Origin of the sequence: Halobacterium sp. R2-5 (assembly GCF_011734195.1) — an archaeon.
In the GTDB taxonomy this organism is placed as follows: domain Archaea; phylum Halobacteriota; class Halobacteria; order Halobacteriales; family Halobacteriaceae; genus Halobacterium.
The window spans coordinates 684,241-708,207 of record NZ_JAANTH010000002.1 but is presented as its reverse complement, the minus strand read 5'-3'; the positions used below and the strand labels follow the sequence as shown (position 1 = coordinate 708,207).

Genomic DNA, 23,967 nt, shown 5'->3' with positions numbered 1-23,967 from the left:
TGCCGAACTCTCACCCAACTGTCGCCCCGGGGCGTTCCGGAACTTCTGTAACGGCGTGGGCCACACGCCGAGGTATGACTACGACTTCGAGTGCGCCGGGGAAGGTCTACCTCTTCGGCGAGCACGCCGTCGTCTACGGCGAGCCCGCGGTCCCGTGTGCCATCGAGCGGCGGGCGCGGGTGACCGTGACGGCGCGCGACGACGACCGGGTGCGGGTGTCCTCGCCGGACCTCTCGCTGGACGGGTTCACCGTGGAGTACGGCACTGGCAGCGACGCGCAACCGGACGTGGACGTGCCGGCGTCGCTCGTCGAGGCGGCGATGGGGTACGTCGAGGAGGCGCTCGCGCAGGCGCGGGACGCCGCCGGCGAGCCTGACGCGGGCTTCGACGTGGAGATCGAGAGCGAGATTCCGCTGGGCGCCGGCCTCGGGTCGAGCGCCGCGGTCGCCGTCGCGGGCATCGACGCCGCCACGCGAGAGCTCGGCGTCGCCCTCGACCCCGAAGCGGTCGCAGAGCGCGCGTACCGCGTCGAGCACGCGGTCCAGGACGGCGAGGCGTCCCGCGCGGACACGTTCTGCTCGGCGATGGGCGGCGCGGTCCGCGTGGAGGGCGACGACTGCCGCACCATCGACGCGCCCGACCTGCCGTTCGTCGTCGGGTACGACGGCGCGAGCCACGACACCGGGGAGCTCGTGGCGGGCGTCCGGGGCCTCCGCGAGGAGTACGACTTCGCGGCGGACACCGTCGAGGCCATCGGCGACCTCGTGCGGGAGGGCGAGGACGCGCTCGCAGCAGGTGACCTCGACGCGCTCGGCCGCCTGATGGACTTCAACCACGGGCTGCTGTCGGCGCTCGGCGTCTCCGCGCGCTCGCTGGACAACCTCGTGTGGGCGGCCCGGGACGGGGGGGCGCTCGGCGCGAAGCTCACGGGCGCGGGCGGCGGCGGCTGCATCGTCGCGCTCGACGAGGGCGAGGGCGTGGAGACGGCGCTGTCGCTGACGCCGGACTGCGCGCAGTCGTTCCGCGCCGAACTCGCGACGGAGGGCGTGCGCGTCGAATGACCGTCGTCGTGAAGCTCGGCGGCAGCGTCGTCACCGAGAAGGACCAGCCCGAGACCGTCGCCGACGAGCGCCTCGCGGGGCTCGCCGCCGCGCTCGGGGACGCGACCCTCGAAGACCTCGTCGTCGTCCACGGTGGCGGGAGTTTCGGGCACCCGCACGCCGCCGAACACGGCATCTCCAGCAGCGAGGGGAAGCGAGACGCGGAAGCGGTCCGGGACGTCGCCGGCGCGATGGAGGAACTCAACGACGCGGTCGTGGGAGCGCTCGCGGAGGCTGGCGTCCCGGCCGTGCCCGTCCACCCGTTCTCCGTCGGCCACCGGACGAGCGATGGCGACCTCCGTTTCGAGACGGGACAGCTCGCGGCGATGCTCGGGGAGGGGTTCGTGCCAGTGCTCCACGGCGACGTGCTCACGCGGGTGGGCGAGGGCGCGACGATCGTCAGCGGCGACGAGCTCGTCACGCACGCGGCGCGGGAACTGGCCGCCGACCGCGTCGGTCTCTGCTCGACTGTTCCGGGCGTACTCGACGAGTCCGGGGACGTCGTCAGGGAGATCACCGACTACGAGGACGTGGCGGCGGCGCTCGGCGGCAGCGACGCCACCGACGTCACGGGCGGGATGGCCGCGAAGGTCCGCGCGCTGCTGGACCTCGGCGCGCCGTCGTTCGTGTTCGGGCCGGACGCCCTCTCGGCGTTCCTCGCCGGCGAGGACGCCGGCACGCGAATCGACGGTTAGTCTTCGACCTCCACGTCCGCGTCCGGCGCGTTCTTCTTGACGCTCTGCAGCCCCTGCTCGGCTTTCTGCTTGGAGGCGTAGCCCTCGCCGCTGTCCGCGATGATGTTGCCGTTGCTGTGGACGAGTCGCCAGCGGTACTGCCCGGCGTCGTCTTCGTAGACGTGGAACGTCGCGTCGGACATGTGCGGCTCCTCTCAGGCCAGCGACAAGGCCGTTTCGGCCGATAGTACAGGCAAGGCGCGGCAATCCCCGCCGTTTTTAACACCGCGGGACGTAGGGCGTTCAAGAGCAGCGTCGCGGGCGTTTACGCGGCGGTAGCCGACGGCTGCAAGACGCCGCGGCCGTCGTCGCCAGCCCGCGGCTGTTTCAGACACGACACCCCACAGCGGGTTTCAGTGCTCGAAAACCATGGAAATCGAAATCGCAACAATCGGCGGATACGAAGAAGTCGGTCGGCAGATGACTGCCGTCCGAGCCGGTGACGACATTGTCATTTTCGACATGGGCCTCAACCTCTCGCAGGTCCTGATTCACGACAACGTCGAGACGGAGAAGCTGCACAGCCTCGACCTCATCGACATGGGCGCCATCCCGGACGACCGCGTGATGAGCGACCTCGAGGGCGACGTCCAGGCCATCGTGCCGACGCACGGCCACCTCGACCACATCGGCGCCATCTCGAAGCTCGCGCACCGCTACGACGCTCCCATCGTCGCGTCGCCGTTCACGCTCGAACTCGTGAAAGGCCAGATCGAGGGCGAGCAGAAGTTCGGCGTCGACAACGACCTCGTGGAGATGGAGGCCGGCGAGACGATGGACATCGGCGAGCGCTGCGAGCTCGAGTTCGTCCACGTCACGCACTCCATCATCGACGCCATCAACCCCGTCCTCCACACGCCGGAGGGCGCGGTCGTCTACGGCCTCGACAAGCGCATGGACCACAGCCCGGTCCTCGAGGACCCCATCGACATGGACCGGTTCCGGGAGATCGGCCGCCAGGACGAGGGCGTCCTCTGCTACATCGAGGACTGCACCAACGCCGGCAAGAAGGGCCGCACGCCCTCCGAGAGCACGGCGCGGCGCCACCTCAAGGACGTGATGCAGAGCGTCGAGGACTACGACGGCGGCATCGTCGCGACGACGTTCTCCAGTCACGTCTCCCGGGTGTCCTCGCTCGTGGAGTTCGCGAAGGACATCGGCCGCGAGCCCATCCTGCTCGGCCGCTCGATGGAGCAGTACTCCGGCACCGCCGAGCGCATGGGCCGCGTGAACTTCCCCGACGACCTCGGGATGTTCGGCCACCGGAAGTCCGTCGACCGCGCGTTCAAGCGCGTGATGAACGAGGGCAAGGAGAACTTCCTCCCCATCGTCACCGGCCACCAGGGCGAGCCCCGCGCGATGCTCACCCGGATGGGCCGCGGCGAGACTCCCTACGACATCGAGGACGGCGACAAGGTCATCTTCTCCGCGAGCGTCATCCCGGAGCCGACCAACGAGGGCCAGCGCTACCAGAGCGAGCAGCTGCTCCGGATGCAGGGCGCGCGCATCTACGACGACATCCACGTCTCCGGCCACCTCCGCGAGGAAGGCCACTACCAGATGCTGGACGCGCTCCAGCCCCAGCACGTCATCCCCGCCCACCAGAACATGAAGGGGTTCGCGCCGTACGTCAGCCTCGCGAAGAGCCAGGGGTACAAGGTCGGCCGCGACCTCCACGTCACCCAGAACGGCAACACCATCCAGCTCGTCGAGTAGATGTCCCAGAACGCCCGCGAACAGGCGGTGCTCGCCGCGGTCCGCGAGCGCCGCGAGAAGGTCAACGCCGCCATCGACGAGGAACTCCCCGCGCAGCGACCCGAGCGCCTCTACGAGGCGGCCCGCTACATCCTCGAAGCCGGCGGGAAGCGCCTGCGGCCGGCGGTCCTGCTGTTGACCGCCGAGGCGCTGGCCGACGTCGAACCGGGGAGCACGGACTACCGCGAGTTCCCGGACCTGACGGGCGAACACGTGGACATCATGGCGTCCGCGGTCTCCATCGAGGTCATCCAGTCGTTCACGCTCATCCACGACGACATCATGGACGACGACGACCTGCGGCGCGGCGTGCCCGCGGTCCACCGCGAGTACGACACGGAGACCGCGATTCTCGCCGGCGACACGCTCTACTCGAAGGCGTTCGAGATCATGCTCCGGACGGGCGCGCCCGCCGACCGCGGCATGGGCGCGATGCGGACGCTCGCCGAGACCTGCACGCACATCTGTGAAGGACAGGCTCTCGACGTCGACTTCGAGACGCGCAGCGACGTCCTCCCCGACGAGTACATGGAGATGGTGGAGCTCAAGACCGCGGTGCTGTACGCCGCGGCCGCGTCGCTGCCCGCCATCCTCCTCGGCGCCGACGAGGACACCGTCGAGTCGCTGTACAACTACGGCGTCAAAGCCGGGCAGGCGTTCCAGATTCACGACGACGTCCTCGACCTCACCGTCCCCTCCGAGGAGCTCGGCAAACAGCGCGGGTCGGACCTCGTCGAGGGCAAGAAGACCGTCATCACGCTGCACGCCGCCGACCACGGCGTCGACGTCGACAGCCTCCTCGACGCCGACGACCCCGAGGACGTCACCGACGCAGACATCGAGGACGCCGTCGAGGAACTCCACGACGTCGGCAGCATCGAGTACGCCCGCGACCGCGCGGACGAACTCGTCGACGAAGCCAAAGGCCACCTCGACGTCCTCCCGGACAACGAGGCCAGCCAGCGACTCGGGCAGGTCGCCGAGTACCTCGTCGAACGCGGGTACTAAACGAGGACCTTTTTACTGCGGGGGGTTCCCGCAGGGAACCCCCGCTTGCAAAAAGCTACGCTAAAAACTCCTCGCACTCGCTTCGCTCGTGCGAGTGAAACGCGCGGCTTCGCCGCGCGCATGCCGAACTAAACAGCCGCCGCTAGGCGGAGTCGTCGTCGGTTTTGTCGAGGTACGCCCGGATGCGGTCATCGTCGAGGTGTTCGAGGATGCGGTCGTGGGCGCGCCGGCGGCGGTCCTCGATTGCCTCGTCGGTGACGTACCTGTCGAGGCGGTCCTCGACTTCCTGCTCGCGGAGTTCCGCGAGTTCGTCCTCGTCGAGGTCGTGGTCGTCGGGGACGTGGTTCTCGAAGTACTCGCGCCAGCGGTCGGGGTCGCCCCACTCGTCGTCGCGGGCGGCCTCGCGGCGCAGCCAGTCGACGCGCCCGGCCAGTCCCTCGGGGTAGCCGCGCTCGCGGCGGACGTCGCCGACGACGTGCTTCCCGACGAGCGCGCCGTGGCCGGCCGCGGTGATCGCCTGTCTCGACGCCTCCTCGACCGGCGAAGCGACGTACAGGCCGTCGATTGGCGTCCGGCCGTCGCCGTCGGCGTACGCGCGGTCGAAGTACTCCTCCTCGTCACCGTCGTGGACGTGCCTCTCGTACATCTCGTCGTCGGCGTCGAGCGGGCGGAGGTAGTCCGCGTCGTAGCGTGTGGCCGCGACGACGCGATTCGCGCGCACCGGCTCTCCCGACTGCGTTTCGAGGACGAACCCGTCGTCGGCGCGCTCGACGGATTCGACGAGGTCCTCGACGACCTGGCAGCCGGCTTCCTCGGCGTGGTCGTGGGCGAGGGCGTAGAACGTCTCCACGTCGATGCCCGCCGGGAACCCGAGGTAGTTCTCGAGGTGCGCGCACTGCCGCAGCGACGACCGCCCGCGGTCGAAGACGACGGTTTCGAGGCCGTACCGGGCGGTGAAGACGCCCGTCGAGCAGCCCGCCGGCCCGCCGCCGACGATGGCGACGTCCCATCGGTCGTCCGGCCCGTCTGTTTCGTCGGCAGTCACGCTGCGCCCCCGCTCGCTCGTCCCGCCCTCGCGTGTCGTTCCCGTCGCCCGGTTCGGTGGCTCCGTCGCACGTGTTTTAGGCTAGCCTAATCAAATATAAACGCATCGGGAGGGGGACTCCCGTGGACCCGCAGCAACTGTTATGCCGCGCGCCGCCCCAGTCTCGAACATGAGCACCGACGACGCGCGCGACACGCCCGGCGAGAACGAAGTCTACTGCCGGGAGTGCGGCGAGATCATCCGGGAGAACGCCGAAATCTGTCCGGAGTGCGGCGTCCGCCAACGGTCCCCGAGCAGCGGCTTCGACAACGACGCCGGCATCGCGGCCGTCGCGTCCCTCCTGATTCCGGGCGCGGGACAGATCTACCTCGGGCACCTCGGCCGCGGCCTCCTGTTCCTGTTCGGGTCGTTCGTCGCCGGCCTGCTGTCGGTCTTCCTCGTCGGCATCCCGTTCCTGCTGGCCATCTGGGTGTACGGCATCTACGACGCCTACCACCTCGCAGAGAACCCCGAGCGGGCCGAGTAGCGACCGCGAATCCCAACGGATTTGCCGCCCTCGGGGTAACACACGGACAATGGACGACGAACTCCGCGAGCGCGTGCGCCGCGAAGCCGAGACGGCGGCGCTGTTCAACGCGCTCAAGCACGGCAGCGACGCCCAAGTCGGCGCCATCATGGGGCCGCTGATGGGCGAGAACCCCGACTTCCGACCGCACGGCGACGAGATCCCCGGCGTCGTCGCGCCCGTCATCGAGAACGTGAACGCGATGGACCGCGACGAGAAACGCGAGCGACTCGCCGAACTCGCGCCCGAGCGCGTCGAGGAACTCGACGCCGAGGACGAGGGCGAGGACCAGGTGCTGCCGGACCTCCCGAACGCCGACGACTACGACGAGATTCGGATGCGCTGCGCGCCGAACCCGAACGGCCCGTGGCACATCGGCCACGCGCGGATGCCCGCGGTCATCGGGACGTACGCCGAGGAGTACGACGGCGAGTTCGTCGTGCGCTTCGACGACACCGACCCGGAGACCAAGCGCCCGCTTTTGTGGGCGTACGACGAGATTCTCGAGGAAATCGAGTACCTCGGCTTCGAGCCCGCCGAGGTGTACCGCGCCAGCGACCGCCTGGAGACGTACTACGAGCACGCCCGCGACCTCATCGACCTCGGCGGCGCGTACACGTGTAGCTGTCCGGGCGAGGAGTTCTCCGAGCTGAAGAACGACGCGGAGCCGTGCCCGCACCGCGAGAAGGACGTCGAGACCGTCCGCGAGGAGTTCGAGGCGATGGTCGACGGCGAGTACGACTCCGGCGAGATGGTGCTCCGCGTGAAGACCGACATCGAGCACAAGAACCCCGCGCTCCGGGACTGGGTGGCGTTCCGCATCATCGACACCCCGCACCCCCGCGAGGAGGCCGAGCAGTACCGCTGCTGGCCGATGCTGGACTTCCAGTCGGGCGTCGACGACCACCTCACCGGGGTCACGCACATCGTCCGCGGTATCGACCTCCAGGACTCCGCGAAGCGCCAGCAGTTCGTCTACGACTACTTCGGCTGGGAGTACCCCGAGGTCATCCACTGGGGCCACGTCCAGGTCGACGCGTACGACGTCTCGATGTCCACGTCGACGATCCGCGAGCTCATCGACGACGGCGAGCTCGACGGCTGGGACGACCCGCGAGCCCCCACCCTGCCGAGCGTTCAGCGCCGCGGCATCCGCGGGGAGGCCATCGTCGACGCGATGGTCGAACTCGGCACCTCGACGAGCAACGTCGACCTCGCGATGTCCTCGGTCTACTCGAACAACCGCGACCTCGTCGACGACGACGCGCCCCGGCAGTTCTTCGTTCGCGACGGCTTCGACCCGCGCGGGTCCGGCGCCGAGGAGTCCTTCGCCGCCGTCGAGGTCCCCGTGGAGGGCGGCCCGGACAGTGCGCACCCGCCGGTCCACCCCGAGCACGAGGACCGTGGCGAGCGCTCGATTCCCGTCGAGGGCGGCGTCGTAATCGAGGAGGGCGACCTGCCCACCGACGGCGAGCGCGTCTGGCTGAAGGGGTACGGCCCGGTGCGCTACGACGGCGAGCGCTTCGAATTCCTCGACGCGGACATCGACATCGTGCGCGAGGAGGACGTCGACGTCGTCCACTGGGCGCCCGCCGACGACAACGTCGCGGTCCGCCTGCGCACCCCGGAGGGGGACGTCACCGGCTACGCCGAGCCCGGGTTCGCCGACGTCGATCCGGACACGGTCGTCCAGTTCGTCCGCGTCGGGTTCGCGCGCTGTGACCGCCACGACGACGCCGAGTCGGTCGCGTACTACGCGCACCCCTAGGCGAACTGCACCCACGCGACGGCGGCGAGTATCGCGCCCGTGAGCACGAGCTGCATCGCGGCGGACGCGAGTACCCCGACGGTGGCGTAGCCAGCGCGCCGGCCGCTCTCGGCGACGTCCTGAGTCTCCCGGAACTCGACTGCGAAGACGGTAGCAGCGACGCCGACGAGCAGGCCGACGGGACCGGCGGCGAACATCGCGAGGAGGCCGACGACGCCGGCGAGCGCGGACGTCCGCGTGTCGACGCCGCTGGCGCGCGCGCCGACGAAGCCCGCGAGCCAGTCGACGAGCGTGGCGACGACGGCGAGGCCGACGAGCGCCGCGCCCAGCAGGAGACCGGGGCGGCCGGTCGCCCACCAGTAGATTGCGACGCCGACCAGCGAGAGCGCGCCGCTCGGTAAGAGTGGGAGCACGCTCCCGGCGACGCCGCCGAGGAGGAACGCGAACGCGACGACGACGAGCACGTCCATAGCGCTCGTTGGCGAGCGAGCGGTTAGTGTCCGTCGGCGGACGGGTCAGTCGCCGCGGAGCTGGGCCGTGCTCGGGTGGACGCTACCGGTCTTGGCGTAGACGCCGCCGACGAGCACGCCGCCCGCGACCAGCGGAATCAGCGCGCACGCGACGTAGATGGGCGCGTAGCCGACCATGCGGATGAGCGGAAGCGTGACCAGCGGGCCGAGCGCGCCGCCGAGGTCGCCGAGGACGTTGTTCGTGCCCATCGCGCGCCCCATCCGGTCGCCTGGCGTCAGGTCGCCGAGCAGGGCCATCAGCGGGCCGCTCGTTCCGCCCTGTCCGGCGCCGATGCAGACGCAGGCGGCGACGAGCGTCCACAGCGTCTCGGCCGCCGCGAGGAGCACGAACCCGGCGAACGAGACGACGAGGAACGCCAGCAGCGTCGGGAGCCGGGAGCCCCGGAGGTCGCTGAGCTTGCCGCCGGCGAGCATGAACCCGGACGCCGCGAGCACCGTGACCGCCATCAGGAGGCCGGACATCCCCTGCGGGCCGTACCCCCAGACGGCGACGCCGATGGCGTCGACGAACAGGACGAGCGTGGAGAACAGCGCGCCGAGGTACGCGAAGTACAGCCCGAAGTTCACGAACCCGACCGCGAGCGTCGGCACCGCGGTGTCGATCTCCCACGGCCGGACCGCGGTCCGCTGCTCGGAGACGTGGGTCTCGGGGACCACGGCGTACGCGATGAGGCTCGCGAGCAGCGCGAACGCGGCGGCGGCGACGAACGCCGCGGTGACGCCGTAGAGGTCGCTGAGCACGCCGCCGAGCACGAGCCCCGCGGGGAACCCGAGCGTGATGCCGCCGCGCACGACGCCCATGCTCGTGCCGCGAGAGCCCTCGTCGCTGACATCCGCGGCGATGGTGTACGCGGTCGCGAACACGAGCGCGCTGCCGAGCCCCCAGAGCACGCGCGCGGCGATGAACCACGCCTCGGGGAGCGGCGCGTTGAACGCGACGACGTAGCCGAACGTCGCGACGGCCTCGACGAACAGCCCCGCGACGAGCGGCGTGCGCGTGCCGACACGGTCGACCAGCGAGCCCGCGGGCGCGTTCGCGAGCAGGCGCGTGAACCGGTTCGCGCTCAGGATGAGGCCCACGAAGAACGGCGTAATGCCGAGCACGCGCTCGAGGTTCGGGAGAATCGGGAAGACGACGCCGCCCCCGAAGCCGACGAAGAACGTGCTGGCGACGACCGCGAGCACGACGGAGTGCGGGCGCTTCACTGGTTCGTGGTTCGTGGAACGCGGCTATCAGTGTGGCGACCGACGCGCTCAGTCGTCGGCGAACCGCCGGAGCTCGTCGCGTGCGGCCCGAGTTCCGTAGGTCTCGACGAGCGGCCGGAACGCGTCGCCGAGCGCGCGCATCGCCTGGCTCGTGGAGTGGAAGCCGAGCTCGTCGGCGACGTCGTCCCACGGCCGCGCCTGCAGGAGCTTCGCGACGAGCAGGCGCTCCTCGCGCGCGGCGAGCATGTCGGCGTCCCCGGCGACGAGGTGGTGGCGGGCGAGCCGGCGGAACGGCGCGGGGTCGACGCTGTACATCCCGGGGCCGTGGGCGGCACCCGCGACGACGCGCCACGCGGAGTCCGAGAGGTCAAGCGAGGGGTCGACGTCGCAGGCGCGGAGGGCGGCGCGCGCGACGTCCACGTCGAGGTCCCGCAGCGAGTCCGCGAGAACGCCGGGAATCCGGTCGGCGAACCACTCGGCGTGGCGGTCGTAGAGGCGCTCGCCGAGGTGGGAGAGGGCGTCGAGCATGACCGCGGAGTACTCGCCGCTGGTGTCGTTGCGCGTGGTCGAGAGGTGGACCGTCGAGTAGCCGTTCGCGCGCCAGAACGACAGCAGCTCCGGGGTGGCGCCGTAGCCGACGCCGAGCCAGTCGGCGTCGTCCGCGAACTCGCGGCGCACCTCGCCGAGCAGCCGCGAGCCGAGCCCCCGCGAGCGGGCGGCGTGGTGGGTGGCGATGCGCATCACGCGGTAGCCCACGGGAACCGCGGCGTCCTCGTCGCGGAGCTGACTGGTGAGCACGTCCGGAATCATGTTCCCCTTCACGCGCGCTCCCTCGTACATCGCCGCGCGCAGATCCGCGCCGAGGCCGCCCTCGCGCGCGAGCAGCGCGACGGAGACGACGTGGCCGTCGTCGAGGAGCGCACGCACGGCGAGGTTCGGTGCGTCGAGCAGGCGCGCGAGGTCGTTGGGCTCGGTGCGGTAGTGGGCGTACACGAGCAGGCCGAACGTCTCCCGGAGGAGGTGTTCGTCCGCGAGCAGGTCCTCGGGCGCGAGCGCCTCGTAGGAGACGGTCTCCGTGCTCGCGTCCGCGACGAGCGGGTCGACGGCCGGCCGGGCGTCGAGGCCGAGCGCGCGGAACGCCCACGCTTCGACGGGGTCGCCGGCGGCGTACCGAATCGGGTCCGCGAGCGTCGCGTCCGCGACGTCGTGGTCGGTGTCGGCGAGCCGGTCGCGGAAGCGCACGTCGAACCCGCGGCCGGCGCCCTCGTAGCCGTGGACGGTCGTCGTGAACGCGAGGCGCTCGCAGTCCAGCAGCGATTCGAGCAGGCGCACGGGAATCGCGGCGGCCTCGTCGGCGAAGACGGCGTCCGGGTCGCCGGGGAGGCTGGCGGCTTCCGGCGGCTTCGCGAATCGAATGCGGCCGCCCGCGTCAGTCTCGATAGTATCGTCGTCGCTGGCGAGCGCGTCCAGGTTAGCGAGCAGTTCGCGAGCGCGGGCGAACAGCTCGCTGGCGCTGCGGCGACCGGGCGCGGTGACGAGCACGTCGAGCCCTTCGCGCGCGAGACACGCGGCGGCGAGACCGGCAGCGCTTGATTTCCCGCGCCCGCGGTCGGCCTCCGCGACGACGGCGGCTGGCGGGTCCAGCAGCGCCTCGAACGAAGCGAGCGCGTCCACCTGGTCGCCCGTGAGACACGCCTCGTACGCCGCGCGCGGGAACGTTCGGTCGTCCGGCGGCTCCGGGAGCGGTTCGGCGAGCCGGGGCGCGGGCTCTGTCAGGCCGTCGCGTTCGAGTTCGTCGGCGTCCGCGTCGTAGATAGCGATGCCGGAGTGGGCGCGTAGCGTCTCGACGAGCCGGCGACGGAAGCGGCCCGTCACGTCCGCGACGCCGAACGGCGGCACCGCGAGCCCCTCGTCGAAAGCGTCCCGGCGCGCGGGCCACTCGTCGAGCGGCGGCGCGAGCACGACCAGGAGGCCGCCGCCGTCGACCGCGCCGACGACGCGCCCGAGCGCGTTCGGCCGGCAGTCCTCGTGAGCGTCGAAGACGACCGCGTCGCGGGTCGTCCCGAGGAGTTCGTCGGCGTTTCGCGGGCCGACCTGCTCGCACGCGAGCGCGTCTCGCGTGGAGACCAGCGTCGTCCCCGTGAGCGGAACCGGGAGCGCGTCGAGCACCTCGTCGGCCGCCGAGAGACAGGCCTCGCGGTCGCCCGCGAGGACGAGTACGCGGCGCTCGTTCGCCGAGCGCGCCTCTGACAGGAGCGCTCGCGCGGCGTCTTCGACCATCGGTCGTGTTTCGGCGACCCGCGGGAAGGGCGTTTCGTCCCGCCTGCGTCGGCCTCGCACGGCGGCCCACTTTGAAAGCGCTTTTAACTTCGGGTCCCCCAGATATAGGATACAGTCCACGGGGGTCGATGATGCTCCTAGCCGTCAGGGATTGAACTCCGGCAGGGGAGCGCAAGCCCGTCCGTGGAACTAGGTGAACAACACATGCCAGTGTACGTAGACTACGACGTTCCAGCAGACCTCCAGGAGCGAGCCCTCGAAGCGCTCGAAGTGGCTCGCGACACGGGTACAGTCAAGAAGGGAACCAACGAGACGACGAAGGCCGTCGAGCGCGGTAACGCCGACATCGTCTTCGTCGCCGAAGACGTCTCCCCCGAAGAGATCGTGATGCACCTCCCCGAACTCGCCGAGGAGAAGGGCATCCAGGTCGTCTTCGTCGAGACCCAGGACGAACTCGGCAACGCCGCCGGCCTCGAGGTCGGCAGCGCCGCCGCGGCCGTCGTCGACACCGGCGACGCCGAGGGCGACGTCGAGGACATCTCGACCAAGATCGAGGACCTCCAGTAACCACCCATGAGTGCAGAGGAAACCGAAGAAGAGGGCTCCACGCCCGCCGAAGTCATCGAGGTCGTCGGGAAGACCGGGATGCACGGCGAGGCGATGCAGGTGAAGTGCCGCATCCAGGAGGGGTCCAACCAGGGACGCATCATCACGCGAAACGTCCTCGGCCCGACTCGCGTGGGCGACGTCCTCCAGCTCAAGGAGACCGCCCGCGAGGCCGACTCCATCGGTGGTCAGTAATGGTCCAGACACGCACCTGTGACTACTGTGGCGACGACATCGAACCCGGTACGGGGACGATGTTCGTCCACAACGACGGCAGCACAACCCACTTCTGCTCCGCGAAGTGCGAGAAGAACGCGGACCTCGGCCGCGAGCCCCGCGACGTCGAGTGGACCGAGGAAGAGGGGACGCAGGAATGAGCCACCACGACGAGCGCACGTTCGTGATGGTCAAGCCCGACGGCGTCCAGCGCGGCCTCATCGGCGACGTCGTCTCCCGCCTCGAGGACAAGGGCCTGAAGATGGTCGGCGGGAAGTTCATGCAGATCGACGAGGAGCTCGCGAAGGAGCACTACGGCGAGCACGAGGACAAGCCGTTCTTCGACGGCCTCGTCGAGTTCATCACGTCCGGCCCCGTGTTCGCGATGGTCTGGGAGGGCGCAGACGCGACCCGCCAGGTCCGCCGCATGATGGGCGCGACCGACCCGCAGGAAGCCGCACCCGGCACGATTCGCGGCGACTACGGCAACGACCTCGGCCAGAACATCATCCACGGCAGCGACCACGAGGACGAGGGCGCAAACGAGCGCGAGATCGAGCTGTTCTTCGACGAGGACGAGCTCGTCGACTGGGAGCTCGACACCGCGACGTGGGTCTACGAAGACGCCGGCGACCACTGAGTCGCCGCACAGCAGTCTACTGACGACTTCTCTTTCGACTACGCCGCGTAGCCGTTCGCTCCGACAGCGGCACGCGAAATAGCGAGGCGAGTGCGACGCCGGTCAGCGCGGCTCGACGACGCGGTCCTCGCGCCGGGTGGCGTCGAGGCTGGCGAGGCCCTCGCCGGCGAGCCAGCCGAAGAAGTCGGTCACCTCGCTCGGGTCGGTGACGACGTAGGGGGCCGCGGTGGCGTCCGTGTCCGTCCCGACGGCGACCGCGATGCCGCGTCCGTCGAGGACCTCGAAGGCGGCCTCGTCGGTGGTGTCGTCGCCGACGTACACCGTCAGCCACTGCTCGTCGTCGGGCGAGAACCGCTCGGCGAGCAGTTCGACGGCGGCGCCCTTCCCCCAGTCGACGTCCGGGCGCAGTTCGACGATCTGTTTGCCGCGCGTCACGCGAAGCGCGCCCTGGTCGTCGTACTCGTCGAGGAGGGCCTCGATGTCCTCGAAGACGTCCTCGCCGTCGACGTCGGCCTGCCGGAAGTGGACCGTGGAGGTGACGCCCTTCTCCTCGACGAACACGCCGTCGACCTCCGCGAACTCCTGTTCGACGGCATGGCTGACTGCGGGGAGTACGTCCCGCGCGTGCTTGCCGCCGGAGTGAACAGTGCGCTCGTCGCCGTCGTGCAGTTCGAGGCCGTGGTTGCCCGCGTACAGCGCGTCCTCGACGGCCGCGCGCTCGCGCACGTCTTCGACCCCGCGCCCGCTGATGACCGCGACCCTCGCGCGCGGGTGGGCGGCGATCGTCTCCAGGGCCTCCCGAGCGCGCTCGCGCATCTCCGCGCTGTCCGGGTCGTCGACGATGTCCGCGACGGTGCCGTCGAAGTCCGTCATCACGAACAGGCCGTCCGCCGACCGGAGGCTGTCAGTCAGCCACTGCTTGCGGCTCCAGACCGACACCGGCGAGGACTGCCAGCGCGGCGTCTCCGGCGTGACGACCTCGCGCTCGTCGCCGACGCCGCGGAACTGGTCGCGCACCCACTCGGCCGTGTCCTCGCTGTGCACGCACTGCCTGAGCGCCCGCATCCGCCGGCGCCGCGTCCGCTCGGGCATCGACAGTCCGGCCTCGATTGTCGCCGCGAACGCCGCCGTGTCGTTCGGGTTCACGACGAGCGCGTCCTCGCCCAGCGACTCCACCGCGCCCGCGAACTTCGAGAGCACGAGCACGCCGTCGTCGTCGATCTGGGAGGCGACGTACTCCTTCGCGACGAGGTTCATGCCGTCCCGCAGCGGGCTCACGAGCGCCATGTCGGCGTGGCGGTACAGCGCCGCCAGCCCCGCCCGCGAGTAGTGGTCGTCGACGTAGACGATGGGCGTCCAGTCGTCCGTCGCGAAGCGATCGTTGATCTCGTCGACGCGGCGCTCGACCTCGTCGCAGAGCTCCTGGTACTCGTCGATCCGGGTGCGGGACTCGCTGCCCTTCTGGACGTACGTGAGCCCGCCGCGGCGCTCCGGGCGGTGCTCCCAGAGCCACTCCAGGGCGTCCAGGCGCTGGAGGATGCCCTTCGTGTAGTCGAGGCGGTCGACCCCGACAGCGATTTTCTCGCCGAGCGCGTGGTCGGCCTGGAACTCGGTCCAGAACGCTTCGGCGTCGTCGGCGGCCGCGGCCTCCGCGTGCGCTTCGGCGTCGATGCCGAGCGGGCAGTGCTGGACGCGCGTCGTGTGGCCGTCGTACGTGACGAGCCCCCGGTCGACGTCCACGGTGGCGTCCTCGAACGCCTCGGCGACGCACTCGCAGAACGACTCGCAGTACGTGTCGCTGTGGAATCCGAGCAGGTCGTTCGCGAGCAGCCCTTCGAGGAGCTCGCGGTGCTGGGGGCAGGAGCGGTACGTCTCCCACGACGGCCACGGGATGTGCCAGAACTGCGTGAGGAACGCACCCGGGAGCTGCTCGCGGACGAGCCGGGGCGCCAGCGCGAGGTGGTAGTCCTGGAACCAGATGACGGGTTCGTCGTCCTCGGCGCTCGCGACGAGGGCGTCCGCGAACGCCTCGTTGACCTGCCGGTAGTGCTGCCAGAACTCGTCGTCGAAGTTCGCGCGCGTCGGCATGCTGTGGCACAGCGGCCACAGCACCTGATTGCTGTACCCGTAGTAGTAGCCGTCGAGCTCGCGGTCACTGAGGGCGAGCCGCTGAATCGTGTACGAGGGGTCCTCGGGCGGCACCTCGACCTGGTGGTCGTCGTCGGCCACGTCGAAGTCCGCGTCGCCGCTCCCCCACGCCACCCACGTTCCGGAGAGTTCCTGCATGATCGGGTCGAGGGCGGCGGTGAGCCCGCCCGCGGGCTGAGAGACGGTCACCTCGCCGTCGTCGTAGCTGTGCGTGTACGGCTCGCGGTTGGACGCGATGAGCAGTTCGTAGTCCGCGAGCGCGTCCACGACGGAATCGGTGGAGCTGCCGGCCGCCCCGCGGTCGCTCGTGTCGTCCGCGTGGTCGCGTTCGGTCACGGCGTCTCGACCTCGTCCGGTGCGGTTGCCCGACCGCCGATACGTCGCCGGTCAGCGGGTTGGTCCGCCCGTCTGTTTGCGGCCATGTACCTACTCGAAACACACGGACGAGAGGTGGATAAGCCACCATGTCCGTTTAGTCGATTTCACGGGTTTAGAGCCGTAATACACCTGTTTAGGAGGGAGTTACTCGCAGAATGGTGGCGGTTACTGGCGAGACGCCGCGCTTACTCCGAGCGCGCGCCCGCCGACACGCCACCCCCTCAGCGGGGCTCGCGGCCGGCGAGCACGCCTTACTATCATAATACGGATGTAAGTACCCGGTCCGAATTGGGTAGCCACGTTCGCGGAACCAAAACCTCTGCTCGTAGGAGAGAGTTAATCGTCTCCTCTCCTCGTAATCTGCCGCTACTGGGCCTGAGACGCCAGTAACCGAGCCTTACTTACCGTTGCAGTTCCTGGTACTGGTGTGAGCAAGATGGCCCAACTCAACGACACCCCCTCCACCACTAACTACCAATGATGTGGCAAGACTTCGTCTTCCTCGTCGGCAGCATGACCTCCGTAATGTTTCTCTACCCCACGCTGCGGGACAAGGCCTCCCGGGTCCCCCGTGCCACGAGCATCCCGTCGATGCTCATCGGCGGCGTCTACTCACTGACGTTCTTCACGCTCGGGATGCACTTCTCCGCGTTCGGCTCCTTCGCCGCGTGCACGATGTGGTCGCTCATCGCGCTGTTCCGCAACCCCGAGGACGAGTCCCTCGCGGCCGGCCTCCCGTTCGGCCACCGCATCAAGCAGCTGCTCGGCGGCACCCCCCAGCCCCACGCCAGCGGTGACGACGACGTTGACGCCGCCCCGAACTCCGACTGATACTCCCGCGACGACCGCGTCGCTCGTCGACGAGTAATCGCCTCCGACGCCCAGTAGCCCGCTGTTACTCGGAGTAAGCACGCCCACGAGCGACGACTGCACTCACTGGAGGTATCCTAACTGCTCCAGGCGCTCCTTTCTGTCCTCCGAGATGGTCACGGACTCGTCGGTCGCCGCGCGCTTGAAGGACGCGAGCCAGTCGTCGAGCGTCGACTCCAGGTCGTCCGCGACGGCCGACGCCTCGCCGACGACGTTCTCCGTCTCCCCGACGTCCGCGCCGACGTCGTAGAGCTCGCGGGAGCCGTCCGAGCCGCGGACGAGCTTGTACTCCTCGGTGCGGATCGCCTGCAGCGACCGGTCGTACTGGTAGACGTGCTCGGACAAGTCCTCGACGTTGCGTTCGAGCGCGTCCATCGACGGCTGCGGCTCGACGTACTCGCTGACGACGAACTCCCGGGAGTCGGCGTCCGCGTCCGGGTGGAACGACTGCCCCTGGAACGACTCCCGGGCCGCGGGCGCGTCGACGCCCGCCTCGTCGAGCAGCGTCGGCGCGAGGTCCACGAGGCTGACGAGGTCAGTCAGCTCCCCCCGTCCGTGGAAGCTCCCGCCGTCGACGACCAGCGGCACGTGGACGAGCGTGTCGTAGAGACAGTACTGGTGGTCCATCAGCCCGTGGTCGCCGATGTTCTCCCCGTGGTCGGCGGTCACGACGAAAATCGTGTCCTCCAGTTCGCCGGCGTCCGCGAGCGCCTCCCGCAGCGCCGCGAGCTGCTCGTCGACGTACCGCACCTCCGCGCGGTAGAGCGCGCGCAGCAACTGGAGGTCCGAGTCCGACAGCGACAGGTCGCCCGCGAGGTACGCCCAGGGCTCCTGGGGGACGTCCATCGCCTCCTCGTAGGTGGCGTTCGCGGGCAGGAACTGCTCGGCGAGGCGCTCCGGCGGCCGGTACTCCAAGTGGGGTTCGAGGTAGTTCGCCAGCAGGAAGAACGGTCGGTCGCCGTCGCGCTCGCCGAGCCAGTCCGTGATCCACGCCGTGGCGCGCGCGGCGCCGTCGTCCGAGCGGTCCCGCACGAGATACCGGTAGGCCGCGTTCGCGGCGTTCGCCAGCGGGTTCCCGTCGAACAGCTCCCGGACCACCGCGCGGGCGCGGCGCTCCTCGGTCTCCTCGACGAGGCCGCCGAGCGCGTTCCCGGACTGGACGACCTGCCACGTCTGCTCGAAGGCGTCGAACCCGCGGTCGAAGCCGGACTCCGCGCTCAGCCACGTGTTGCTGGAGACGCAGGCGGTCTCGTAGCCCGCGTCGGCGAAACACTCCGAGAGCATCGGGAGCTCGCTGTCGAGGCGCTCGTGGCCCGCGTGCGCCCCGTGTCTCGACGTGTGCGTCCCCGTGAGCAGCGACGCGTGCGAGGGGAGCGTCCACGGCGCCGCCGAGAACGCCCGCGTCGCCCGGGTGCCCGACTCCGCGAGGTCCGCGAGCGTCGGCGCGACCTGTGCATCGTACGCGTCGTCGACTCGGGTGGTGTCCGCGACCACCACCACGACGTTTGGCTTGGCGGCCATCGCAGTCCAGTTCGCACTGGACGCCGATAGTAAGCCGTCGCTTGTGTCCAGTCGCCTACAGGCGGTTCGGCGTTCGAAGAAAGGGGCGCCAGCGGTCGCGTTACTGCTCGCGCACCATCCGCTGGACGCGTCCGACGATGTCGCCCGGGCCCTCCTGCATCATCTCGTTCATCCTGGCTTGCCGGAAGTAGCTCCCGATTGCCAGCAGCGTCGGCGCCCACAGGCCGACGAAGAGCCCACGCTGGCGGTCGCCCTTCACGAAGAAGTAGTACCACGACAGCGGAATCGAGATCATCGACCCGAGGACGAACGGGTCTCGGCCCGTTTTCTTGGCGGCCTGTTCGCTCTTGTCCGATTGCATCTTGCTAGCCATGCGTCTCCACGAAGCCGGTCCACCGTGTTTGTTAATTGGACCGGTGTGCGGGGAAACGCCGACCATCTCTGCGTAAGACGACCGTACCCGGCGTGAAACGGTCGAAACGGACGCCTCGTTCACGTGTTCGCCCATCCCGGGGTTTCTCGTAGCCGGCGCGCGAGACCACCGTATGGACTGCGTCGTCTGCAACAGGACCGGGACCGCGTACCGACTCGTCGCCGCCGGGGTGGAACCGCTGGCCGTCTGCGAGCAGTGCGTCGCCGAGCACTTCGCGGGCACGGACGGCGGCGAGTGCCTCTACTGCGGAGCTACCGGCGGCTACGACCTCGTCGAGGACACGAGCGCGGTCGTCGCCGCGGAGACACAGACCGAACGCGACGCCGTGATGCAGGACGTGGTCTGTCGAGACCACGTCGACGACCTGCGGCGAGAAGCCGTCTAGTCGTCGGCGGGCGACGCAGCGGGCACGTCGACGTTACCCGTGTCGAGATCCGCTTCGACGTTGCGCGCGGCTTCGACGAGGTTCGCCATCTTCTCGTAGGCGACCTCCCGCGGGAGGAGCTTCACGCCGCAGTCCGGGCTCACCGTGAGCCGCTCGGGCGGCACGACCTCCAGGCCCTTCCGGATGTTCGCCTCGATCTCCTCGACGGACTCGACCTCGGCGACGTGAGCGTCGACGACGCCGAGCGCGAGGTCCTTCGTGAACTCGTACTCGGTGAAGACGTCGAGCTGGTCGTAGTCGCCGTTCGCGAGCTCGAGGTCGAACTCGTCGACGGGGAACTCGAGTATCTCGGGGTAGATGCGCGAGTAGTCGCCGTAACAGACGTGCAGCCCGATGCGGACGTCCTCGGGGATGTCCGCGACGATGCGTTCGAGGCACTCGCCGACGATGGCGTGGTCGTCCGGGGTGGTCGCGAGCGCCGGCTCGTCGATCTGGATGTAGCGCGCGCCCGCGTCCACGAGCTTCTCGATCTCCTCGTTGACGAGGTCCGCGAGGTCGTAGGCGAGGGCCTCGTCGTCGTCGTAGGCCTCGTTGAAGCTCCAGTTCGCGAGCGTGTACGGGCCCGTGATCGGGACCTTCACGGGGCTGTCCGCGACGCTCGCGGTGAACTCGTACTCGTCGACGAGCCACGTCTCGTCGTAGGAGACGTCGCTGACGACGCTCGGCTTGTCGAAGTAGTTGTGCCCCCAGACCTTCACGGGGCCGTTGAACTCGTAGCCCTCGATGCGGTCCGCGAAGAACTCCACCATCTCGTTGCGCCGCATCTCGCCGTCCACGACCACGTCGAGGCCGGCGCGCTCGTGCTCCTCGGTGATGAGGCGGGCGGCGTCGTCCTCGGCCTCTTCGAGCTCCTCGTCGCCGAAGTCCGCCACTCCGGCGGTTTCACCGCCTCCGCCTCGTTGCGACTGCGTCGCAACGCTGTCCTCGTGGAGGTCTTTCGCGCGGTCGAGCCACTTCGGCTTCGGGTACGAGCCGACGACGGTCGTCAGCAGGAAGTGGTCGCTGTCGTGGTCGTCGGGCCGGAACTGCTCGCGGTTCGAGCTCATGCCGTCACCTCCCGGGTGGCGTCGGCCAGCGCCTGCACCTTCTGCTCGAAGCGGTTCACGGGCAGGTAGAACAGCCCCGTGTTCGCGGTCACGTACGCGTCGTCGAACTCGATGGCGTCCGGGACGGACTCGCGGAACCAGTCGACGCGCTCGCGGATGGTCTCCGGGGACTCCACGAGCGTGTTCTGACCGTCGATGACGCCCAGCGCCACCGAGTCCTTGGTGCCGTACTCGGTGACGTTGTAGAGGTTGTCCTCGTGGTTCGTGACGAAGTCGTAGCCGACCGCGTCGACGCCCGCGTCGAGGAGGTGCGCGTGGACTTTCTCTTCGAGGGCGCCCCAGTACGTGTGCGCGACGACGTCGGCGTCCGCCGCGTTCGCGACGGTGTCGATGGCGTCGCTCGCGCGCTCGTCTTCGCCCTCCGCGGGCGGGTCCGTGACCAGCGACGGTTCGAGCACGAAGACCGTCTCGACGTCGGGGAACGCCTCGACTTCGCCCGCGAGGAAGTCGGCGACGGCGGCGAGGAACTCCGCGTCGCCGCCGTAGTAGTCGTCGGTCGCGAGCTCGGACAGCGAGTACGGGCCGGGGACGACCGCCTGCAGGTCGTCGGTGAGCTCGCTCGCTGCTTCGAGGTCTTCGGCGAGATCGCCGGAGAACGTCAGTTCGCCCTCCACGATCGGGTCGCGGTAGAAGTTGTTGTTGTCGTAGTAGCGGACGATACCGCCCGTCTCGACGTTGTCGTGGACGGTCAGGGGGTGGGCGAGCATGTCGTCCCAGCGGGCCTGGCCCTCGACAACGCGGTCGAGGTCGGCGTCGCGCTGGAGGCCGACGAGCTCCTCGCGGACGCGGCCGTAGGCGGCTTCGATTTCGGGTCGCTCGTCGCCGCTGACGAGGTCGTGCTTCTGGTGGCCCTTGAGGTCCGCGAGCTCCTCCTTGGCGTCGTCGGGGAGCGGGAACAGGCCGGGCGTGGTCGCGATGCGGTCCATACCGACCGATACGCCATGCCCCTGTTTAATATTTGTCGTACAGGAATATGTTCTTCAGTTATCCCAGAGCTTGAGGACGGTCAGCGTCTCGAAGGAGTGGGACTCCTCGCGGACCGCCGCCGCCGAGAACCCGCGTTCGCCCGCGTACTCCACGACTTCCTCCACGCCCGTCAGCGTGCTCACGAGCAGGAGGACGAAGCCGTCGGGCGCGAGCACGCGGCCCACGGCGTCGAGGAACGGTTCCACGACCTCGCGGCCCGTCTCCCCGCCCGAGAGCGCGACCTCCATCCAGTCGTCCCGCTCGGCGTCCTCGTCCCGCGGCAGGTACGGCGGATTGAACAGCACCACGTCGAAGGCATCGTCGCGGAACGGCGAGACGAGGTCCGCGCGCACCACCGGCACGCCGCGGTCGCGAGCCTGTGCGCACGCGTACGGGTTCAAGTCCGACCCGACGACGCGCGCGCCCACCTCGTCGGCGACCGTCGCCGCCACGTACCCCGAGCCGGTGCCGACCTCCAGGGCGCGCGCTCGCGAGTCGACCTCCTCGACGGCCGCCTCCGCCAGCAGCAGCGAGTCCTCCGCCGGCTGGTACACCGTCGTCTCCGTGCCGCGGCGGTCCGCGAGGTCACTCATCCGTCTCGTCCCCCTCGTCGGCGTCACTGACCTCGTCGTCCTGTCGCACGGCCGACCCCGGCTGGTCGGCGTGCTCGGGCTCGCCCGCCACCGACGGCTGGTCGTTCACGCGGAACCCGCCCGTCTCCGCGCGCCCCGAAACCTCGCGCTGCGGGAACGGAATCTTCACGCCGGCCTCGTCGTAGGCGGACTTCACCGCGCCGATGACCGCGGTCTGGGCGCGCCACCGCCGGCGCGCGCTCGGTTTGTCGATCCAGAACCGCAGGTCCAGGAGGACCGCGGAGTCCCCGAACTCCTTCAGGACGACCTGCGGCCGTGGCACCGAGAGGATGTCGTCGACCTCGCCCATCGCCTCCTTCGCGATGTCCATCGCCCGGTCGATGTCGCTCGTGTAGTCGACCCCGACTTCCACGTGGATGCGCAGGCGGCCCTTCCGCGAGCGGTTTATCACCTCGTTCGCGCCGACGTAGTCGTTCGGCAGCATCACGTACTCGCCGTCGAACGTCTGCAAGCGCGTGTTCACGATGGTGATGTCCGTGACGATGCCGTCCTTGTCCCCGACCTTCACCCAGTCGCCGATCTCGAACGGCCGCGAGAACATCAACACCAGCCCCGCGAACACCGCCCCGAGCGTCTGCCGGGCGGCCATGCCGAGCACGATGCCCGCGAACCCCGCCCCGATGAGCAGTCCGGAGAGGTTGACGTTCCAGAACCCGAGGATGACCACGACCGCGAGCACGTACACCGAGATCTGGACGATGCGGTACGTGACCTCGGCCTGGTGTTCGGTGACGCCCTTCGTCTGCTTGAGGAAGCGCTCGATGCCGCGGTGGATGAACCCCGTGCCGACGTACACCGCCACGAGGAACACCACGGTGAGGAACGCCCGGACGAACATCGCGGCCTGCACCTGGAATCCCGACAGCGCCGCCCACGCGGTCGTCTCCGCGTCCCACACCACGACGATGACGACCGTCGCGACGACCAGCGCCGCCGTCGCGCCGACCGTCGCCAGCAGGCTGGAGCGCCGGCCCTCGCGGCGCGCGGACTCCCGGCGGGACAGCAGGACGACGCCGAGCAGCGCCGCGACCGTGACCAGGGAGATGGCGACCTGCTCGGCCGTCGAGAGACCGCCGACAGCGACGTCGACGTACGGCGGCGGCGTCGACGTTGTCGTCGTCACGCTCCGCTACCCTCCTGGATGCCGAGCGCGACGTTCGCCAGCGCCGCGAACGTCGCCGGCGAGAGGTCGCCCGGCCGCTCGCCCAGAATCTCCTCGTCGACGGCGTCCACGACCGCGTCGCCGTCGTCGAGCCCCGAGATGTGGACCGTGTTCCGGATGGCGTTGCGCACGGTCTTCCGGCGCTGCGTGAACAGCGCCTTCACGAAGTCGAAGAAGAACTGCTCGTCGGCGACCTCGTAGTCGGGGTCGCGGGGCGTCAGCCGCACCACCGCGCTCTCCACGCGGGGCTGGGGCTCGAACGCCTCCGGCGGCACGGTCTCGACGACCTCCACGTCCGCGTAGTGCTGGGTCGCCACGGAGAGACGGCCGTAGTCGCTCGTCCCCGGGTCGGCGGCCATCCGCTCGGCGAACTCCAGCTGGTACATCAGGACGGCGGGCCGGCCGTCCGGCAGCAGCCGGAACGTCACCTCGCTGGAGACGCCGTAGGGTAAATTCGAGACGCAGCACGTGTACTCCGGGAACTCGACGTCGAGGGCGTCGCCCTCGACTACGGCGAGGCGGTCGGCGGCGATCTCGTCGGCGAACTCCTCCCGGAGGAACGCCGCGTACTCCCGGTCGCGCTCGACGGTCGTCACGCGGTCGGCGTGGTCGAGCAGGCGGTCGGTGAGCGCGCCCGTCCCCGCGCCGATTTCGAGGACGTGAGCGGTGTCGAAGTCGTCGGCGTACGTCGGGATGCGGTCGAGGACGCGGTCGTCGACGAGGAAGTGCTGGTCGCGGTCGGGGTTCGGGCGGCCAGCGCGACGAATCAGCGCGTCGGGGTCCCGCGAGTCAGTCATTGGCGGGAGTATCCGCCGGCGTTCCCTAAAGGCTA

General features: G+C 69.7%; 25 protein-coding genes. 12 read left to right on the top strand and 13 right to left on the bottom strand.

Going from position 1 to position 23,967, the window contains the following annotated elements:
* The first annotated feature begins 74 nt into the window (after positions 1 to 74).
* Together mvk and G9C83_RS12360 are read left to right on the top strand one after the other, a co-directional pair.
* The gene (gene mvk, locus G9C83_RS12365; RefSeq protein ID WP_167246441.1) at positions 75 to 1,061 is read left to right on the top strand and encodes a mevalonate kinase; all 987 of its coding nucleotides are present in this window, start codon (positions 75 to 77) and stop codon (positions 1,059 to 1,061) included.
* Complete coding sequence (locus tag G9C83_RS12360) at positions 1,058 to 1,795, top strand: isopentenyl phosphate kinase (protein ID WP_167246440.1); 738 nt, start codon at positions 1,058 to 1,060, stop codon at positions 1,793 to 1,795. The genes mvk and G9C83_RS12360 overlap by 4 nt, the downstream gene beginning before the upstream one ends.
* Here G9C83_RS12360 and G9C83_RS12355 read toward each other — a convergent pair.
* On the bottom strand, positions 1,792 to 1,977 hold the full coding sequence (locus G9C83_RS12355) for an HVO_2922 family protein (RefSeq protein WP_167246439.1): 186 nt from the start codon (positions 1,975 to 1,977) through the stop codon (positions 1,792 to 1,794). The two genes, G9C83_RS12360 and G9C83_RS12355, sit on opposite strands and share 4 nt — an antisense overlap.
* 226 nt (positions 1,978 to 2,203) lie before the next feature.
* On the opposite strand from G9C83_RS12355, the gene G9C83_RS12350 reads away from it, so the two are divergent.
* On the top strand, positions 2,204 to 3,550 hold the full coding sequence (locus G9C83_RS12350) for a ribonuclease J (protein ID WP_167246438.1): 1,347 nt from the start codon (positions 2,204 to 2,206) through the stop codon (positions 3,548 to 3,550).
* Complete coding sequence (locus tag G9C83_RS12345) at positions 3,551 to 4,597, top strand: polyprenyl synthetase family protein (protein WP_167246437.1); 1,047 nt, start codon at positions 3,551 to 3,553, stop codon at positions 4,595 to 4,597.
* A gap of 142 nt (positions 4,598 to 4,739) precedes the next feature.
* Here G9C83_RS12345 and G9C83_RS12340 read toward each other — a convergent pair whose 3' ends face one another.
* Positions 4,740 to 5,642, bottom strand: a complete 903-nt coding sequence (locus tag G9C83_RS12340) for an NAD(P)/FAD-dependent oxidoreductase (protein WP_167246436.1) — start codon at positions 5,640 to 5,642, stop codon at positions 4,740 to 4,742.
* Positions 5,643 to 5,811: 169 nt separating this feature from the next.
* Here G9C83_RS12340 and G9C83_RS12335 point away from each other — a divergent pair, with 169 nt between their 5' ends.
* Together G9C83_RS12335 and G9C83_RS12330 are read left to right on the top strand one after the other, a co-directional pair.
* Positions 5,812 to 6,168, top strand: a complete 357-nt coding sequence (locus G9C83_RS12335; RefSeq protein ID WP_167246435.1) for a hypothetical protein — start codon at positions 5,812 to 5,814, stop codon at positions 6,166 to 6,168.
* A gap of 49 nt (positions 6,169 to 6,217) precedes the next feature.
* Positions 6,218 to 7,975, top strand: a complete 1,758-nt coding sequence (locus G9C83_RS12330; protein WP_167246434.1) for a glutamate--tRNA ligase — start codon at positions 6,218 to 6,220, stop codon at positions 7,973 to 7,975.
* Here the strand turns inward: G9C83_RS12330 and G9C83_RS12325 are convergent.
* The 3 genes from G9C83_RS12325 to tmcA are packed head-to-tail and all read right to left on the bottom strand — an operon-like array spanning position 7,972 to position 11,991.
* Positions 7,972 to 8,445, bottom strand: a complete 474-nt coding sequence (locus G9C83_RS12325) for a DUF456 domain-containing protein (RefSeq protein ID WP_167246433.1) — start codon at positions 8,443 to 8,445, stop codon at positions 7,972 to 7,974. The two genes, G9C83_RS12330 and G9C83_RS12325, sit on opposite strands and share 4 nt — an antisense overlap.
* A 45-nt stretch (positions 8,446 to 8,490) precedes the next feature.
* Positions 8,491 to 9,711 (bottom strand): MFS transporter, encoded by a 1,221-nt coding sequence (locus tag G9C83_RS12320; RefSeq protein ID WP_167246432.1) that lies wholly within the window; start codon positions 9,709 to 9,711, stop codon positions 8,491 to 8,493.
* A gap of 48 nt (positions 9,712 to 9,759) precedes the next feature.
* Positions 9,760 to 11,991 carry a tRNA(Met) cytidine acetyltransferase TmcA gene (gene tmcA / locus G9C83_RS12315; RefSeq protein WP_167246431.1) on the bottom strand — a complete coding sequence of 744 codons (2,232 nt, stop codon included), beginning with the start codon at positions 11,989 to 11,991 and terminating at the stop codon, positions 9,760 to 9,762.
* A gap of 204 nt (positions 11,992 to 12,195) precedes the next feature.
* On the opposite strand from tmcA, the gene rpl7ae reads away from it, so the two are divergent.
* The 4 genes from rpl7ae to ndk are packed head-to-tail and all read left to right on the top strand — an operon-like array spanning position 12,196 to position 13,453.
* Positions 12,196 to 12,558, top strand: a complete 363-nt coding sequence (rpl7ae, locus tag G9C83_RS12310) for a 50S ribosomal protein L7Ae (protein ID WP_167246430.1) — start codon at positions 12,196 to 12,198, stop codon at positions 12,556 to 12,558.
* Positions 12,559 to 12,564: 6 nt separating this feature from the next.
* Entirely contained in the window at positions 12,565 to 12,792 is a 228-nt protein-coding gene (locus G9C83_RS12305) for a 30S ribosomal protein S28e (protein ID WP_167246429.1), read from the top strand.
* Positions 12,792 to 12,974 (top strand): 50S ribosomal protein L24e, encoded by a 183-nt coding sequence (locus G9C83_RS12300; RefSeq protein ID WP_167246428.1) that lies wholly within the window; start codon positions 12,792 to 12,794, stop codon positions 12,972 to 12,974. The genes G9C83_RS12305 and G9C83_RS12300 overlap by 1 nt, the downstream gene beginning before the upstream one ends.
* Positions 12,971 to 13,453 (top strand): nucleoside-diphosphate kinase, encoded by a 483-nt coding sequence (ndk, locus tag G9C83_RS12295; protein ID WP_167246427.1) that lies wholly within the window; start codon positions 12,971 to 12,973, stop codon positions 13,451 to 13,453. The genes G9C83_RS12300 and ndk overlap by 4 nt, the downstream gene beginning before the upstream one ends.
* 102 nt (positions 13,454 to 13,555) lie before the next feature.
* Here the strand turns inward: ndk and G9C83_RS12290 are convergent, their stop codons facing one another.
* Entirely contained in the window at positions 13,556 to 15,937 is a 2,382-nt protein-coding gene (locus G9C83_RS12290) for a bifunctional alpha,alpha-trehalose-phosphate synthase (UDP-forming)/trehalose-phosphatase (RefSeq protein WP_167246426.1), read from the bottom strand.
* A 519-nt stretch (positions 15,938 to 16,456) separates the two neighbouring features.
* Here G9C83_RS12290 and G9C83_RS12285 point away from each other — a divergent pair.
* Positions 16,457 to 16,810, top strand: a complete 354-nt coding sequence (locus G9C83_RS12285) for a hypothetical protein (RefSeq protein WP_208288717.1) — start codon at positions 16,457 to 16,459, stop codon at positions 16,808 to 16,810.
* Between the two features lie 102 nt (positions 16,811 to 16,912).
* Here G9C83_RS12285 and G9C83_RS12280 read toward each other — a convergent pair whose 3' ends face one another.
* A complete protein-coding gene (locus tag G9C83_RS12280) occupies positions 16,913 to 18,370 on the bottom strand; it encodes a sulfatase (protein ID WP_167246425.1) in 1,458 nt (485 codons plus the stop codon).
* Between the two features lie 100 nt (positions 18,371 to 18,470).
* Entirely contained in the window at positions 18,471 to 18,743 is a 273-nt protein-coding gene (locus G9C83_RS12275; protein WP_243838030.1) for a hypothetical protein, read from the bottom strand.
* Positions 18,744 to 18,915: 172 nt separating this feature from the next.
* Between G9C83_RS12275 and G9C83_RS12270 the strand changes: the two genes are divergently transcribed.
* Complete coding sequence (locus tag G9C83_RS12270; RefSeq protein ID WP_167246424.1) at positions 18,916 to 19,188, top strand: hypothetical protein; 273 nt, start codon at positions 18,916 to 18,918, stop codon at positions 19,186 to 19,188.
* Here G9C83_RS12270 and G9C83_RS12265 read toward each other — a convergent pair.
* Genes G9C83_RS12265 through G9C83_RS12245 form a run of 5 tightly spaced genes read right to left on the bottom strand, consistent with a single transcriptional unit; the run spans position 19,185 to position 23,932 of the window.
* Positions 19,185 to 20,294: a methionine synthase gene (locus G9C83_RS12265; RefSeq protein WP_167246423.1), complete on the bottom strand. Its 1,110-nt coding sequence runs from the start codon at positions 20,292 to 20,294 to the stop codon at positions 19,185 to 19,187. The genes G9C83_RS12270 and G9C83_RS12265 overlap by 4 nt on opposite strands.
* A complete protein-coding gene (locus tag G9C83_RS12260) occupies positions 20,291 to 21,280 on the bottom strand; it encodes a 5-methyltetrahydropteroyltriglutamate--homocysteine methyltransferase (protein ID WP_167246422.1) in 990 nt (329 codons plus the stop codon). The genes G9C83_RS12265 and G9C83_RS12260 overlap by 4 nt, the downstream gene beginning before the upstream one ends.
* 54 nt (positions 21,281 to 21,334) lie before the next feature.
* Positions 21,335 to 21,913: a HemK2/MTQ2 family protein methyltransferase gene (locus G9C83_RS12255; protein WP_167246421.1), complete on the bottom strand. Its 579-nt coding sequence runs from the start codon at positions 21,911 to 21,913 to the stop codon at positions 21,335 to 21,337.
* Entirely contained in the window at positions 21,906 to 23,096 is a 1,191-nt protein-coding gene (locus tag G9C83_RS12250; RefSeq protein ID WP_347877800.1) for a mechanosensitive ion channel family protein, read from the bottom strand. The genes G9C83_RS12255 and G9C83_RS12250 overlap by 8 nt, the downstream gene beginning before the upstream one ends.
* A complete protein-coding gene (locus G9C83_RS12245) occupies positions 23,093 to 23,932 on the bottom strand; it encodes a 16S ribosomal RNA methyltransferase A (RefSeq protein ID WP_167246420.1) in 840 nt (279 codons plus the stop codon). The genes G9C83_RS12250 and G9C83_RS12245 overlap by 4 nt, the downstream gene beginning before the upstream one ends.
* Positions 23,933 to 23,967: the final 35 nt, after the last annotated feature.

Coding starts and splice junctions, on each gene's coding strand:
- mvk (WP_167246441.1), top strand. CDS start 75: ATGACTACGACTTCGAGTGCGCCGGGGAAGGTCTACCTCTTCGGCGAG.
- G9C83_RS12260 (WP_167246422.1), bottom strand. CDS start 21,280: ATGGACCGCATCGCGACCACGCCCGGCCTGTTCCCGCTCCCCGACGAC.
- G9C83_RS12275 (WP_243838030.1), bottom strand. CDS start 18,743: ATGGCTAGCAAGATGCAATCGGACAAGAGCGAACAGGCCGCCAAGAAA.
- G9C83_RS12305 (WP_167246429.1), top strand. CDS start 12,565: ATGAGTGCAGAGGAAACCGAAGAAGAGGGCTCCACGCCCGCCGAAGTC.
- G9C83_RS12330 (WP_167246434.1), top strand. CDS start 6,218: ATGGACGACGAACTCCGCGAGCGCGTGCGCCGCGAAGCCGAGACGGCG.
- tmcA (WP_167246431.1), bottom strand. CDS start 11,991: ATGGTCGAAGACGCCGCGCGAGCGCTCCTGTCAGAGGCGCGCTCGGCG.
- G9C83_RS12300 (WP_167246428.1), top strand. CDS start 12,792: ATGGTCCAGACACGCACCTGTGACTACTGTGGCGACGACATCGAACCC.
- G9C83_RS12245 (WP_167246420.1), bottom strand. CDS start 23,932: ATGACTGACTCGCGGGACCCCGACGCGCTGATTCGTCGCGCTGGCCGC.
- G9C83_RS12280 (WP_167246425.1), bottom strand. CDS start 18,370: ATGGCCGCCAAGCCAAACGTCGTGGTGGTGGTCGCGGACACCACCCGA.
- G9C83_RS12285 (WP_208288717.1), top strand. CDS start 16,457: ATGATGTGGCAAGACTTCGTCTTCCTCGTCGGCAGCATGACCTCCGTA.
- G9C83_RS12360 (WP_167246440.1), top strand. CDS start 1,058: ATGACCGTCGTCGTGAAGCTCGGCGGCAGCGTCGTCACCGAGAAGGAC.
- G9C83_RS12335 (WP_167246435.1), top strand. CDS start 5,812: ATGAGCACCGACGACGCGCGCGACACGCCCGGCGAGAACGAAGTCTAC.
- rpl7ae (WP_167246430.1), top strand. CDS start 12,196: ATGCCAGTGTACGTAGACTACGACGTTCCAGCAGACCTCCAGGAGCGA.
- G9C83_RS12325 (WP_167246433.1), bottom strand. CDS start 8,445: ATGGACGTGCTCGTCGTCGTCGCGTTCGCGTTCCTCCTCGGCGGCGTC.
- G9C83_RS12265 (WP_167246423.1), bottom strand. CDS start 20,294: ATGAGCTCGAACCGCGAGCAGTTCCGGCCCGACGACCACGACAGCGAC.
- ndk (WP_167246427.1), top strand. CDS start 12,971: ATGAGCCACCACGACGAGCGCACGTTCGTGATGGTCAAGCCCGACGGC.
- G9C83_RS12345 (WP_167246437.1), top strand. CDS start 3,551: ATGTCCCAGAACGCCCGCGAACAGGCGGTGCTCGCCGCGGTCCGCGAG.
- G9C83_RS12350 (WP_167246438.1), top strand. CDS start 2,204: ATGGAAATCGAAATCGCAACAATCGGCGGATACGAAGAAGTCGGTCGG.
- G9C83_RS12255 (WP_167246421.1), bottom strand. CDS start 21,913: ATGAGTGACCTCGCGGACCGCCGCGGCACGGAGACGACGGTGTACCAG.
- G9C83_RS12355 (WP_167246439.1), bottom strand. CDS start 1,977: ATGTCCGACGCGACGTTCCACGTCTACGAAGACGACGCCGGGCAGTAC.
- G9C83_RS12270 (WP_167246424.1), top strand. CDS start 18,916: ATGGACTGCGTCGTCTGCAACAGGACCGGGACCGCGTACCGACTCGTC.